Here is a 13,115-nt window from a genome sequence, read left to right as displayed (position 1 = left end):
TTCTCGATTAATCGTGAAAATTTAAAAGGGGCATATACTATCATGCCGAGCCTTAGTCATGCTAAAGACATTTAATGCTATGCGGAGTAATGTGCACTAAAAGCTAATAAGTTATTGATGTGATTTATTTCTTATATCTGCCTGTAAACCACCAGAATGAATTGCCAGAATGCGAGTACCTTCAGAAAAGTAATTATTCTTTATAAGATCAAACAGACCGAACATCATCTTTCCCGTATAGATCGGTTCAAGTGGTACAGCATGTTGTTCTTCGAAACTTTCTATAAATGCCAATAACTCGGGTGAAGTTTTTGCATACCCGCCACAGCAGTATGCATCTGTCAGCGACCAATTTTGTTTTTGGGTCCACTGCTGAACTTCTTGTTGTAAAAAATCACCTTTTAAAGCCGAAAATCCTAAGACTTTTTGATCGGCTGAACTTGTTTCAATAAGACCCGAAACCGTTCCGCCAGTTCCTACTGCACAGCAAATCACGTCATATTGATTTAAATCACTTTGGCTGAGAATTTCCTGACAACCTTGAACAGCCAATTCATTGGTGCCGCCTTCAGGAATAATGAAAATTTCAGGAAATTGATGACGTAATTGTTGAAGATAGTTTGCATCATCTCGTAAGCGATATTCATTGCGTGAGACAAAATGTAGATGCATTCCTAAACTTTGAGCTTTTGCTAAGGTTGGATTCAGAGGTTTGTCAGCTAACTCTTCACCACGAATAATTCCAATACTTCTTAAGCCAAAAAGATGAGCGGCATAGGCAGTCGCGGCAATATGGTTGGAATAAGCGCCACCAAAAGTCAAAATGCTCGATAAACCTTGTTGTTTTGCGACAAGCAGATTGTATTTTAGTTTGAAAAATTTATTGCCCGAAATTTGAGGATGAACTAAATCTAATCGCTTAATGTCGAGATGAACTAAAGAGGAGAGTTCAATATGCTGATAGGAAACAGGTTGGGCAATGTGATCAAACATTAGAAATTGAGAAAAATAATGATTGATCACATTGTAGCTTTTTAAATAGAGCTTTAAAAAGCTGTTTACGAATTTGTATCGACAGAAGTAATTACTGACATGCCAGGGCGTAAGTGTTCCATTCCTTCTTGATTTGGATCAATGGTAATGCGTACGGCAATTCTTTGAACCACTTTGGTAAAGTTTCCTGTTGCATTGTCAGGCTTTAATACACTGAACTCGGAACCCGCAGCAGGCGAGATCTGTTCAATATGTCCTGTAAATTTTTTGTGTTTCATCGCATCGACTGTGAACCATGCTTTTTGCCCAATTCGCATATTGGCAATTTGGGTTTCTTTAAAGTTGGCAATCACCCAAGTTTGCTGTGGGATGAGGTAGAGTAATTGTGATCCTGCTGCTACATATTGCCCAACACGAGGGTTCACCTCACCAAGTTGACCATCCATTGGAGCAACAATAACGCTATAGTCTTTAGTAGTTTGTGCTTGATCTAGTTGTGCTTTAGCACTGGAAACTTGTGCTTCTAATCCAGCTTCTGCCACTTGCGCTGTTTTAAGTGCTTCTTTGGCAACTAAAACATTGGCCTCTGCCTGCTTCAGTGCTGCAAGGTTATTTTCAGCATCTGCTGCGGCTTTATCCTGCTCAGATTTAGAGGCTGCTCCACTATTTCCTAACTGTTGATATCGTCTAAGCTGTGCTAAAGAAAGCTCATATTGAGCCCTAACTTGTTCAACTTTAGCCTGTGCAGCCACAATATCAGCTTGTTTTTGAGCAATAGACTGTGTCTGGTTGGCTAAAGTATTTTTAGCTTGTTCAACTCCAGAAGCCGCTTGTGTTACTTTTTGGTCGTAGGTGGTTGCATCAATATGCATTAATACTTGACCCTTTTTAACGTGGTCAAAGTCCTTAACTAATACATCTTTAACATAGCCATTAATTTGCGATGATAAAATCGTTGTTTTACCTTTAATATAACTATTGTCAGTTTGCTGAACGCTCGTTGCGAAAGGTCCGATTCTCCATGCCCACAAAATCACTAAAATACCGACAATGAGCACAACTAGCATCCATAATAAAGTTGAGCGTTTTGTTGGAATTAATTTGCTCGCAGGTGCCGGTTCATTAGACGAAGCGGGAGCTGCTTGAGGTGGAGCTTGTTCCGGTTTTTTTTGATCATCTGACATATATCAATCTCAATTTCTATTTCATCAATAAAGAAGCCATTAAGGACGGCTAATTCCTCTGCGTTGTAGATATTTACTACGTGCAATATTAAATCCACCCCACAAGAGTAGGGCGATAGCAAAAATACCGTTCAATGCAATAACGTCATTGTAGGCACGCACTTGCGCTTCACGAGTGACTACTTGATTAAGTGAGCGCATGGATTGGGCTGTTTGTAATGCTGGGTCAGTAGTCGTAACTGATGCGCTGCGTTGATATGTAGAGAGCCTTTGAGCAACTAGAGGGTCTGCTTGTTCTAAATCTTTAATAATCTCGACTTGATAGTTCTGCGTGCGGTGTTGTTGATAGGTCGAGAAGAAAGAAGATCCAACAAGACCACCAAATGTTTGAGTTGCAGAGAACAGCACAATAAAAGTCACCACATACGAAGGACCTTTAGCCAAAGTTTGCGCAAAGCCAATCAGGAGCAATGGCCCAATAAATAAACCACCTGCAAAGCCTACTAAGAACTGACTTGCAAAGAAGTTCACAGGTCGGACATCACTGGTTAAGTGATAATCTAATCCACACGCGACTAAAATTAAAAATTCTGCAAAAAGTAAGTGGAAGATAATCCGTTCGCGTGAAAAAGTCAGTGCACTAAAAAGTGTTCCGCTTAAAATCCCTATCAATATGACCACATAGAGTGGAACAAATTGGTCAGGACCCATTCCCATGGTTTTTAAGAAATTAACAGCTGCGTAGCTTTGTTCAGACATTAAAAGTCGAATGGCAAAGGCACCAAAAATGAAGCGTAGGGTCGAAGCGGCACCTAACCAGCGTGTCATAATTAATGGATTGGCACGATAGTGCTCATAGAGCAAACCAAGAACAACTAAGCTGAAACCTGCAATTAAGACGTAAGCAAGCCATTCACTGTTAAACCACCATAAAATTGGACCTTGCGTGAGCACAATACACAAGCAGGCAAAACCTGGAGCCAATAAAGCAAATGTAAAGAAATCCTGCTTCTCAAAAACATAAATTCTTAAGCTACGTGGTAACTTCAATGAAACGACCATGGCTAAACAACAAAGTGCTAAGCCGAGCTCAAAGGTATATAGAACAGACCAACTATCTGTATTTACAAGAAATGGAGAAATAATCCAAGCTAATGGCACGCCAAGTTGCTGAAAACCAAAGGCAATATATATACCTTTTGCCATGTCTGCTTTTTTAAAAGCTTGCATGGTGTAATACATACCTAAAGAGCTTAATGGCGCACCAGCTAAACCTGCCACAACTCGAGCGAATAGTGCCATTTCATAGGTATGCACAAAAATATGTAATACCAAAACCGCAATAAAAATCACGAGTCCTATTTCTGAAAACACTCTCAAACCATACTGTTGCCGGGCTTTAAATAAAATCAGGTTTGAACTGACATTTGCCATGACATAAGCAGCAGGCAACCAAGCCGCTTCGGAAGGAGTTAGTCCATACTCACCTTGGATTAAAGGTAAATTTGCCGTAATAAAACCATTACTTAAGCTTGCCGAAAGGGCGATAAATAAACCAATAAAAAAGTAAATAAACCGCTTAGGTACAGAGTGTGCAATAGCTGCTGGTGAACCAGGTAAAGTCGGTTGCTCTTCTGGGGTCCAGTCGGGTGGTGTTTCTAAGTAACGAGGCGTTTTACTCATTCTATCCCTCGAATTTTTTGTATTTGAATACCATGAAATAGTAATTCAATTGCTCGTTTTGCTAAGCGAGTCTGTTCTTCTGGCTCATGTCCTTGAAATGAAGAACCCAACATTGCTGTGACCATTGCATAGTCATCGGCGGTCAGATCAGCTCGGCACAATTTTTGTTCTATCGCATTTTCAATCAGTGGGTTAAGTGCATTATTTCGACGTTCATAAATTTTTAACATAATTGGATCTTGTCGATCAATCACTCTCCAAAAATCTTGCAAAATTGCGAGTTTGGGAAGTTGCCCAATATGTCCTTCAATTAAACGAAATAAACCATCTTCGAATTGTTGAAAATGAGCTGCTTTTTGCTCTAGCTGTGTAATCGCGCGTTCTAAAAGTGCACTAATTAAAGCTTTTCGATCACAAAAATTACGGTAGAACGTCGCTCTGCCTACACCAGCGTGGTCAATCACAACTTGTAAGGGAACATTAATACCATGAATACGAAAACATTCTTCGGCTGCATTGAGTAATTCATCCCGATTATGGGCAGCAATTTTTTGACGTTTACTCATGTCATCGGTTTGGGGAGTTCGAAAGGTTATATATTTAACGGACATTTTTGTCCGTTGTGAAGATTTAAATTGTAAAAACATGAAAATTCAATTTTCATCATTTATATCTTCGCCATTTTTATATGTGTCATAAAAAGCTGTTAGAATACCGCGCAATTGCATGATGCTAGGTCAATACAATGTTTGAGTCCCTTATTCCTCTTTTTTCAATTGCGATGGCATTGATGCTTGGAGCAATAAGTCCTGGGCCAAGCTTTATTTATGTTGCACAAAATTCAATTTCTAAATCACGTAAACATGGGTTGTTTACCGCTTTAGGGACGGGGACAGGTGCAGCGCTTTTTGGTCTATTAGCAGTTATGGGATTGCAAGCAGTTTTATTGGCGGTGCCTTCTGCTTATTTAATTTTAAAAATTGGTGGTGGGCTTTATTTGCTTTGGCTGGCTTTTAAAATTATTAAACATGCTAAAGAACCAATTGCGATGGAAAACGATGGTAAATCGAAAATGACCTATAAACAGGCATATCGATATGGCTTAATTACCCAGTTAAGTAATCCAAAAATTGCAGTCGTACTAGTAAGTGTGTTTACTGCTTTGTTGCCAAAAGAAATTCCGAATTATTACTATGTCGCATTACCAGTGATTTGTTTTATGATTGATGCGGGTTGGTACTCATGTGTGGCAATGCTGCTCTCTTCAGAGAAGCCTAGAACAATGTACTTAAAAGCAAAAACTGCCGTTGACCGAGTAGCTGGAAGTATTGTGAGTGTATTAGGCTTAAAGTTAATTTTCTTCAAATGATAAGTCTTTAATTAAAATATCTAAAAAATCCAAAGCCAGCTATTTATAGTCTGGCTTTATTTTTGCGTAAAATATATACAAATTGAAATATCTTTTTTAGTACTTAAACACTTTAAAAGTGGTAACTTAATAAATAAAACAAAAAGAAATGAGGATCACGTTATGAAAAAACTAATGGTGAGCATTTCTGTAGTTTTTCTCATCTTAACTACAGGATGTGAGATGAGAACAATGAGCAAGCAACAGCCAGCAAATGAGCGGACCATGAGTATTGTGGGTACTCCAGTTCATGAAAAGGATTATAAAATTTCCGATATACAAGTGAATAATCATGAGCAATCTAACTATTAAGTTACTTGCTGGATGTGCAACTTACTGTGTTTTGAATATGGTAAGTGCATGTGAGCCTGCTTCTTTAGATTGGGAGCTTTTTCAGGAAAAATATGATTTAAATCATGATGACATGTATAGCCTAAAAGAATTTCAACGGGTTGAAGACTTTTATCCCTATAACTGGCCTACGGATAAACGTTTTCAAGGTGAAAACAAACAGACAGAGCTATTTCATTATTTAGATGAAAATAAGAATGGCTATTTAACAAATGAAGAGTTGGGAAATATACACGTTTTATTTAATAACCCTTGCGAAGGGTGGCCGTGGTCCTAATTTAGTAAGCCTCGTTTAAACCTATTCAAAGTCCTTAAAAATAAAAAAGCTCCCAATTTAGGGAGCTTTTTTTGAAAGCAGATTAAGAAACTTTATCGCCAGGTTTCGCACCGCTGTCTGGAGAAATAATGAAAATACCTTTACCATTTCCAGCAGCAAGTACCATGCCGTTTGAAATACCAAAACGCATTTTGCGTGGTGCAAGGTTAGCAACCATAACAACCAATTTACCTTTTAGGTCTTCTGGTGCGTATTGGCTACGAATGCCACTAAATACATTGCGTGGTTCAGCTTCACCAACGTCTAAAGTAAGTTGTAGTAGTTTATCTGAACCCTCAACTGTACCTGCTTCAATGACCTGAGCAACACGTAAGTCAACTTTTAAGAAATCTTCAATACCGATAATTTCAGCTTCACCCACTGCTGGAGCAGGCATTGCTTTTTTCTCAGCTGCTTTGTCTTTTTTCGCTACCGCTTTTATTGCTTCTGGAGCAGGAGCACCTAAAGACTCTTTAGAAGCATCAACCATAGCTGCAACAGCTTTTGGATCAACACGCTGCATAAGCGGTTGGAACTGCGCAATCTCATGGCTTACAAGAATTTGTTTGCGTGACTCGAAATCGAAGCTTTCAAGTTTTAAGAAATCTTGAACTTGTTGAGCTAAAGTTGGCAGAACTGGAGCTAAGTACACTGCGAGTTGACGGAATAAGTTGATACCCACAGAGCAGACGTCAAGAACTTGTTGCTCTTGACCTTCTTGTTTAGCAAGTGCCCAAGGCTTTTTCTCATCAATATATTGGTTTGCACGGTCAGCTAGCGCCATAATTTCACGGATCGCCGTAGAGAATTCACGTGCTTCATATGCAGCAGCGATTGAATCGCCAGCATCAATAAAACTTTGTACTAAATCAGTTTCTGCACATTGAGCAGATAACGTATTGTTAAAGCTGCTGTTGATGAATTTCGCACAACGGCTAGCAATATTAACGACTTTACCGACTAAGTCTGAATTTACTTTTTGAACAAAGTCATCAAGATTTAAGTCAGAGTCTTCAACTTTATCTGAAAGCTTAGATGCAAAGTAATAACGTAAATATTCTGGGTTTAAATGCTGTAAGTAAGTCTCAGCCTTAATGAAAGTACCACGTGACTTAGACATTTTTTGTCCATTTACAGTCAAGAAACCGTTTACAAACAAGCCTGTTGGAGTGCGATAGTTCGCACCTTCAAGCATTGCAGGCCAGAATAAAGCATGGAAATAAACAATGTCTTTCCCAATAAAATGATAAACATCGTTTTGGCTGTCTTTTTTCCAGAAATCATCAAAGTTTAAATCTGGGCGTTTAGTTTTGATGTAGTTTTCAAAACTAGACATATAACCAATTGGGGCATCTACCCATACGTAGAAATATTTATTTGGTGCGTCTGGAATTTCAAAGCCAAAATATGGTGCATCACGAGAAATATCCCAGTCTGCTAAACCAGCTTCAAACCATTCATCTAACTTGTTCGCAATTGAAAGAGGTAAACGACCTTCATCACGCGTCCATTTTTGTAAATATTCAGAGAAGTTTGGAAGCTTGAAGAAATAGTGATCTGATGATTTTTCAACTGGTGTTGCACCACTTAAAGTCGAACGCGGGTTAAGTAGCTCAGTTGCATTGTAAGTTGTACCGCACACTTCACATGAGTCGCCGTATTGATCTTCTGACTTACATTTTGGGCATGTACCCTTAATGAAACGGTCAGATAAGAACATCCCTTTTTCTGGGTCAAATAATTGAGTTACAGGACGGACTGCAATATTTCCAGCTTCACGGTTTTTAATATAGATATCTGTTGAACGTGCTTTGTTTGCATCGCTATGCGTTGAATCGTAATGATCGAAATGTACACCAAAACCGTCAAAATCACGGATGTGTTCTTTTTGAACATTCGCAATTTGCTCTTCTGGGCTAATACCATTTGCTTCGGCACGTAGCATAATTGCTGTACCGTGAGCATCATCCGCACATACATAAGTCACATCATGACCCATTGCTCGCATGGCACGAACCCAGATATCTGCCTGGATGTAACCGAGTAAATGACCCATATGAATTGGACCATTAGCATAAGGGAGGGCATTAGTGACTAAAATTTTACGCACGGATTTCATTCTCTCATTCGTATTTATAAGGTGGAAGATTTTAACTGATGCACGGAGATAAGCAAAGATTAATAATCTCCAGCTTGGCATAAGCGATTTCTATTAAAATGGATTTTGGCCAGGCATGGTTTCTCTTTAGAACAGATAAACAAATCAAAAAATATTTGAATCTTCCTGTATTGTCTTTGTTTCAAATTGCAGTTACGGTCAGAAAATAAGCCATAACGATGTATAACTAATAACTTATTCAGGTAATTTTTTAATTAACTATGAGGATAACAACGATGACTACAGAAAATAAATTAGATGAATTAAAGGCAAAAGCGGCTGATGCAAAAGTACAAGGTGAAAAAGCTTTGGACGATTTAAAGGAAAATGTAAAAGAGAAGCAAGCTGCTGGTAAAGAAGCAGTTGAAGATAAGGTAGACCAATTAAAGGCAAAAGCGGCTGATGCGAAAGTACAAGGCGAAAAAGCTTTGGACGATTTAAAGGAAAATGTAAAAGAGAAACAAGCTTCTGGTAAAGAGGCTCTTGAAGAAAAAGCAACTGATTTAAAAGGTAAACTTGAGGATGCTCAGCATAGTCTACATGATAAGTTTGATCACTTGCGTACAGAAGCAGCTCATAAACTTGACGATGCTAAAGCCAAAGCTGCGGGATTAAAGGAAGAGGCTGCTACAAAATTGGATGAGTTGAAAACGCAAGCAACCGCAAAACTTGATGAGTTGAAGAAAACTGCGACCGATAAACTCAATAAATTAAGGAACCATGATTCTGCTGAATAAGCTGATTTAAACTAAAATCTGCACTCCTTACCTAAAAGATGAGATCTGAAGTTAGTAATTATTCATCCCAAGGTGAGCGAGTGCGGAGCAATACTGTTACACTATCTCCACTAAGCTGTAATGATCTGTTTTTGGAGTAAACAATATGTCTTGGCTTTCTTCATTAAAGTCCGTTTTTTCACCTGCACAAGAGGTGAAAGAAGATGAAATCCAAACCGTACTCCAAAATTATTTATTACCGCATTCAAAAGATGCTTTAAAGGAGCGTATTAGTCAGCTTCAAGTTCAGGGTCGTATATTGCAACTTACGATTAATACATTTCCTGATGAAAAAGAGCATTTGCAGCAAATCCATGATGATTTAGCTGGTGCATTAGAAAAGTGCGGTATTGAAGAACTTAATTTACATGTGGTTCAACAAAAGCGCCCTACACAAGAAAGTTCAAATTTACCTCCTGTGCTTGATGCCTCACCTAAATCAGAACCAGATCCAAATAATCCACCGATTCAAAAAGCCGCTCCGCAACAAAGAGATGTCCCACTTCACCCTCGCATTAAGAATGTTATTTTAGTTTCATCTGGAAAGGGTGGCGTTGGTAAATCGACAACTACCGTCAATTTGGCGCTTGCCTTGCAAAAAATGGGTCTTAAGGTTGGGGTATTAGATGCTGACATCTATGGTCCAAGTATTCCCACAATGCTAGGAAACGCTGGCAAAACTCCACTTATTGAAAGTGAAAATTTTGTACCTTTAGATGCTTATGGTATGGCTGTGCTTTCTATTGGACATTTAACTGGTGATAACAACACACCTGTTGCATGGCGTGGACCAAAGGCAACAGGCGCTCTAATGCAATTGTTTAATCAAACACTTTGGCCTGATTTAGATGTACTCATGATTGATATGCCACCAGGTACTGGTGATATTCAGCTTACGCTTGCACAGCGTATTCCGGTTACAGGCTCCATCATTGTGACTACTCCACAAAATGTTGCCTTGCTTGATGCCACCAAAGGAATTGAGTTATTTAATAAAGTGGGTATTCCCGTATTAGGTGTTGTCGAAAACATGTCGACTCATATTTGCTCAAACTGTGGTCATGAAGAGCAAATTTTTGGTATCGGTGGTGGTGATAAGCTTTCCGAACAATACCATATTCCATTGCTAGGCCGTTTGCCTCTCAATGCTCAAATACGTGAACATGCTGATCAGGGTAAACCTAGTGTTGTGGCAATGGATGATGCGGCTGATAGTTATATTGAGATTGCTAAAGCAGTCTGGCAGCAGATTGAAAAAATCCCTCAACGCACACGTGATGATAAGCGTATTTTCTAATTTATTAAAACCCGGCTTTAAGTCGGGTTTTTTATCATCTGATTAAAATAAAAAATTAAATTACTGAATCTAAATAACAAAGCTGAACTTGAAATTGGCATGTAGATTGCTACCTTACACTTTTTAAAAAGAAAGGTTAAAAAATGCAATTTAAGTATAGTTTGGGCGTAATCAGTTTATGTAGCGCTTTATTTTTAGTTGGATGTAACGATGACAACTCATCTGCTTCACAAACACCAACAGTTCAGGAACAAAAACAGAAGTTACAGCCGATCATTATTCAGGGTGCTTTACCCGTAGAGTCGGAAAAAATGGCTTCAAAATTAGAGAATAAGACTATTGAAGAAATTGGTGGGTGGAAATTCTGGAAGGGTACCTATAATGGTTATCCAATGATTATTTCTAAAACCCGCATGGGTATGAGTAACTCTGCCGCAGCAACTGCTCTAGCGATTGAGCGTTATAAACCGATTGCGATCATTAATCAGGGAACCTCGGGTGGACATGATCCTGATTTACATGTTTATGATATTGTTTTAGGAAAATATACAACCAATATTGGTGCATTTAGAACACCTAAACAGCCAGTGGGTGGTGGTTCAAACTCACTCACATGGGTTGAGGCTTTTGATGTTTTGCCAACAAGTGAATCTGACCCAGAGCCGATTGCAATACGCAAATTTGAAGGTGACCAAGAGTTGTTAATGGCGGCACATAAAGTCCGTTATGATAAAGGTGATGTGGTTGAAGGAACGATTGGTTCAGCAGATGTCTGGAATAATGAGCTAGATCGTATTCAATTTTTCCATCAACGTTATGGTACTTCTGTTGAAGAAATGGAAGCAGCATCTGTTGCGCAAATCGCAAGTCAATTTAACGTTCCTTTCTTAGGCATTCGAATCTTATCTAATAATAGAGGTGGATCAGGAAATTTGAACAACACTTATAAGTGATATTTTGCTCCCCAAATGATGTTATAAACATCAATATATGGAGTATTTTATGGCACGTAGACCAAGAAGAAATCATTCAAATGATTTTAAAGCTAAGGTAGCACTTGCTGCGATTAAAGCAGAAAAAACACTTGCTGAATTGAGTGCTGAATTTGATGTTCATCAAAACCAAATTATCGACTGGAAAAATCAACTGATTTCAGCTTCCTCGCAAGCTTTCGATCAATCAAAAGCTCCAACAGAACCACCCATCGATCTAAAAAAACTACATGCAAAAATCGGTGAGCAGGCATTAGAAATTGATTTTTTAGAAGGTGTGTTGAAGAAACTGGGCCGCTTCAACCACAAAAGTTAATCGATGACTCACTTCAGATTTCAGTATCTAAGCAAGCTCAGCTGCTGAAAGTCTCCCGTGGTTGTTATTACTATCGCCCAAAACCTGTGAGTGCATCAGATCTGAAGCTGATGCGGTGTATGGATGAGTTACATATGCAATACCCTTTTGCAGGTAGCCGTATGATGCGTGATTTGTTGAATCGTCAAGGACATCATATAGGACGACGTCATACACGTACTTTAATGAAGAAAATGGGCATTAATGCGTTATATTGCAAACCAAATTTAAGCCAGGCTAATCAAGCTCACCGCAAATATCCATATCTGCTCAAAGGATTGGCTATTCAGCGCAGTAATCAAGTGTGGTCTACGGATATAACGTATATCCCTATGGCAAAAGGCTTTGTTTATTTATGTGCTGTGATTGATTGGCATAGCCGCAAGGTACTTGCGCATAGAGTATCGATTAGTATGGAGGTTACATTTTGCATAGAAACATTAAATGAAGCTATTGAAAAATATGGTCGACCTGAAATATTTAATACAGACCAAGGCAGTCAGTTTACCAGTGATGCATTTATTGATGTATTGAAATCAAATGGCATTCAAATCAGTATGGATGGTAAAGGTCGATGGGTTGATAATGTGATGGTTGAACGATTATGGCGGAGCGTTAAATATGAAGAGGTGTATCTCAAAGCCTACAGCAATGTTTTGGATGCGAAGAAGCAATTAAACGCATATTTTGAATTTTATAATTTGAAACGACCTCATTCGAGTCTGGACAAAATGACTCCAGATGAGTTTTACTATGACCAGCTACCACAACAAAATAAGGTAGCTTAACTAGAGCAGAGTATCACTTATAAATAAGCTTTTAGTTGTTCAAACATGTGGGACCACCTCTTAATATTACCAATAATGGAGCTTATGACCCTGGTACAGGAGAGGCTTGCCAAGAATATGTACTTAATGTAGCTGAAGAATATATGAAATCAAAATTGCCGAAATAATGATTTAAACTTATGCAAGAAGAGCGAAAATTTTATAAAACCTCTTCTTGCTTCTTTTGACGATGTCTACTTTTCCAGTTTTTAACAACCATCCAGCGCCAGAAAATTTCTGTACATATATATAAAATGACAGCAAATACAAAAGCTTCTACAACAAGTCCAGTCATCAAGATTTTCGCAAGACTAAAATCAATGTGGCCATGGCCGAAATGAGTAATCCAACGAGAAATCTGATGCAATACACCTAGCAACATTTCTTTGTTAATCATATGCACATGAAAAATATGAGCACCGAACCAAAATCCAATATATAGAATAGGAACTAATGTAAGCGGGTTACTTAACCACGCGAGCATCAAGCTAATTGGTAAATTTACTTCAAATAGCAATACAGCCATTACAATAAATACGCTGTGAAAAGGAATAGGCAGTAAACCAAAAAAAGTTCCGACAAAAACAGCTCGGGTAATTGATTTTCGATTGACATACCAAAGCACAGGATTAAGGGTCTTTTTACCAAAAATCCTTAGAAATTTCATATTTGAAACTTTCTCGGGGGAGGGAAGCCAAGATTGAAAAAAATGCTTTGCCATAATCATTAAGGGTAGTAAAGCGAGATGCTCTATATAAAAAAATCAGAAACAATA

General features: G+C 38.5%; 12 protein-coding genes and 2 pseudogenes. 8 read left to right on the top strand and 6 right to left on the bottom strand.

What is annotated here, in order from left to right; translation table 11 throughout:
• Positions 1-111 precede the first annotated feature (111 nt).
• The 4 genes from H7R46_RS14755 to H7R46_RS14740 form a co-directional block, all read right to left on the bottom strand.
• The gene (locus H7R46_RS14755; RefSeq protein ID WP_005071056.1) at positions 112-993 is read right to left on the bottom strand and encodes a 1-aminocyclopropane-1-carboxylate deaminase/D-cysteine desulfhydrase; all 882 of its coding nucleotides are present in this window, start codon (positions 991-993) and stop codon (positions 112-114) included.
• Positions 994-1,058: 65 nt separating this feature from the next.
• Positions 1,059-2,177 (bottom strand): HlyD family secretion protein, encoded by a 1,119-nt coding sequence (locus tag H7R46_RS14750; RefSeq protein ID WP_005071054.1) that lies wholly within the window; start codon positions 2,175-2,177, stop codon positions 1,059-1,061.
• A gap of 39 nt (positions 2,178-2,216) precedes the next feature.
• A complete protein-coding gene (locus tag H7R46_RS14745) occupies positions 2,217-3,860 on the bottom strand; it encodes an MFS transporter (protein ID WP_005071053.1) in 1,644 nt (547 codons plus the stop codon).
• Positions 3,857-4,426: a TetR/AcrR family transcriptional regulator gene (locus H7R46_RS14740; protein WP_002120318.1), complete on the bottom strand. Its 570-nt coding sequence runs from the start codon at positions 4,424-4,426 to the stop codon at positions 3,857-3,859. The genes H7R46_RS14745 and H7R46_RS14740 overlap by 4 nt, the downstream gene beginning before the upstream one ends.
• A gap of 179 nt (positions 4,427-4,605) precedes the next feature.
• Between H7R46_RS14740 and H7R46_RS14735 the strand changes: the two genes are divergently transcribed.
• The 3 genes from H7R46_RS14735 to H7R46_RS14725 all read left to right on the top strand — a co-directional run bounded on the left by H7R46_RS14735 (position 4,606) and on the right by H7R46_RS14725 (position 5,896).
• Positions 4,606-5,229, top strand: a complete 624-nt coding sequence (locus H7R46_RS14735; RefSeq protein WP_086260952.1) for a LysE family translocator — start codon at positions 4,606-4,608, stop codon at positions 5,227-5,229.
• Between the two features lie 162 nt (positions 5,230-5,391).
• Complete coding sequence (locus tag H7R46_RS19235; protein WP_005071047.1) at positions 5,392-5,580, top strand: NF038215 family lipoprotein; 189 nt, start codon at positions 5,392-5,394, stop codon at positions 5,578-5,580.
• The gene (locus H7R46_RS14725; RefSeq protein WP_005071045.1) at positions 5,561-5,896 is read left to right on the top strand and encodes a hypothetical protein; all 336 of its coding nucleotides are present in this window, start codon (positions 5,561-5,563) and stop codon (positions 5,894-5,896) included. The genes H7R46_RS19235 and H7R46_RS14725 overlap by 20 nt, the downstream gene beginning before the upstream one ends.
• Positions 5,897-5,978: 82 nt before the next feature.
• Here H7R46_RS14725 and metG read toward each other — a convergent pair whose 3' ends face one another.
• A complete protein-coding gene (gene metG / locus H7R46_RS14720; protein WP_005071043.1) occupies positions 5,979-8,045 on the bottom strand; it encodes a methionine--tRNA ligase in 2,067 nt (688 codons plus the stop codon).
• Positions 8,046-8,329: 284 nt separating this feature from the next.
• Between metG and H7R46_RS14715 the strand changes: the two genes are divergently transcribed.
• From H7R46_RS14715 to H7R46_RS14695, 5 genes and pseudogenes are all read left to right on the top strand, one after another.
• Positions 8,330-8,830: a hypothetical protein gene (locus tag H7R46_RS14715; protein WP_005071040.1), complete on the top strand. Its 501-nt coding sequence runs from the start codon at positions 8,330-8,332 to the stop codon at positions 8,828-8,830.
• 145 nt (positions 8,831-8,975) lie between these two features.
• Positions 8,976-10,166 (top strand): iron-sulfur cluster carrier protein ApbC, encoded by a 1,191-nt coding sequence (gene apbC / locus H7R46_RS14710; RefSeq protein WP_005071039.1) that lies wholly within the window; start codon positions 8,976-8,978, stop codon positions 10,164-10,166.
• A 143-nt stretch (positions 10,167-10,309) separates the two neighbouring features.
• Positions 10,310-11,095, top strand: a pseudogene (locus H7R46_RS14705) (5'-methylthioadenosine/S-adenosylhomocysteine nucleosidase); the annotation flags it as partial.
• Between the two features lie 73 nt (positions 11,096-11,168).
• Positions 11,169-12,301 (top strand): IS3 family transposase gene (locus H7R46_RS14700; protein ID WP_223235881.1). Its coding sequence is split into 2 segments (ribosomal slippage): positions 11,169-11,421 and positions 11,421-12,301, totalling 1,134 coding nucleotides; the frame shifts between segments, so codons are not numbered across the junction.
• 62 nt (positions 12,302-12,363) lie between these two features.
• Positions 12,364-12,468: pseudogene (locus H7R46_RS14695) on the top strand (5'-methylthioadenosine nucleosidase); the annotation flags it as partial.
• 32 nt (positions 12,469-12,500) lie between these two features.
• On the opposite strand, the gene H7R46_RS14690 reads toward H7R46_RS14695, so the two are convergent.
• A complete protein-coding gene (locus H7R46_RS14690; protein ID WP_017401861.1) occupies positions 12,501-13,067 on the bottom strand; it encodes a DUF2062 domain-containing protein in 567 nt (188 codons plus the stop codon).
• Between the last annotated feature and the right edge of the window lie 48 nt (positions 13,068-13,115).

The organism is Acinetobacter sp. BEC1-S18-ESBL-01 (assembly GCF_014169935.1).
GTDB lineage: Bacteria > Pseudomonadota > Gammaproteobacteria > Pseudomonadales > Moraxellaceae > Acinetobacter > Acinetobacter pittii.
Note: the sequence above shows the minus strand (reverse complement) of the source record. Positions and strands in the feature narration are given on the sequence as shown.

Coding starts and splice junctions, on each gene's coding strand:
- H7R46_RS14755 (WP_005071056.1), bottom strand. CDS start 993: ATGTTTGATCACATTGCCCAACCTGTTTCCTATCAGCATATTGAACTC.
- H7R46_RS14750 (WP_005071054.1), bottom strand. CDS start 2,177: ATGTCAGATGATCAAAAAAAACCGGAACAAGCTCCACCTCAAGCAGCT.
- H7R46_RS14745 (WP_005071053.1), bottom strand. CDS start 3,860: ATGAGTAAAACGCCTCGTTACTTAGAAACACCACCCGACTGGACCCCA.
- H7R46_RS14740 (WP_002120318.1), bottom strand. CDS start 4,426: ATGAGTAAACGTCAAAAAATTGCTGCCCATAATCGGGATGAATTACTC.
- H7R46_RS14735 (WP_086260952.1), top strand. CDS start 4,606: ATGTTTGAGTCCCTTATTCCTCTTTTTTCAATTGCGATGGCATTGATG.
- H7R46_RS19235 (WP_005071047.1), top strand. CDS start 5,392: ATGAAAAAACTAATGGTGAGCATTTCTGTAGTTTTTCTCATCTTAACT.
- H7R46_RS14725 (WP_005071045.1), top strand. CDS start 5,561: ATGAGCAATCTAACTATTAAGTTACTTGCTGGATGTGCAACTTACTGT.
- H7R46_RS14715 (WP_005071040.1), top strand. CDS start 8,330: ATGACTACAGAAAATAAATTAGATGAATTAAAGGCAAAAGCGGCTGAT.
- apbC (WP_005071039.1), top strand. CDS start 8,976: ATGTCTTGGCTTTCTTCATTAAAGTCCGTTTTTTCACCTGCACAAGAG.
- H7R46_RS14690 (WP_017401861.1), bottom strand. CDS start 13,067: ATGATTATGGCAAAGCATTTTTTTCAATCTTGGCTTCCCTCCCCCGAG.